Here is a 232-nt window from a genome sequence, read left to right as displayed (position 1 = left end):
AGCAGCAGCTTCCTGCTGGTGCTCGCGTTCAACTCCGAAGACGGCAGCATGAGCAAGTACGACCTCGCGAACTTCGTGGCGTCGCACGTGAAGGATCCGATCAGCCGGTTGAACGGCGTCGGCACCGTCACGCTGTTCGGCTCGCAGTACGCGATGCGGATGTGGCTCGATCCGAACCGCCTGACGAACTACGGCCTCACGCCGGTCGACGTGTCGAGCGCGATCACCGCGC

The 232-nt window shown here is 64.2% G+C and carries 1 protein-coding gene; it reads left to right on the top strand.

What is annotated here, in order from left to right; translation table 11 throughout:
* Positions 1-232 (top strand): efflux RND transporter permease subunit (locus SB816_RS35300; protein ID WP_410548662.1); only part of this gene is annotated, 232 nt, incomplete at both ends.

It is taken from the genome of Achromobacter sp. SIMBA_011 (genome assembly GCF_046535435.1).
Taxonomy (GTDB): domain Bacteria; phylum Pseudomonadota; class Gammaproteobacteria; order Burkholderiales; family Burkholderiaceae_B; genus Achromobacter; species Achromobacter dolens.
This window is presented reverse-complemented; position numbering and strand designations above follow the sequence as displayed.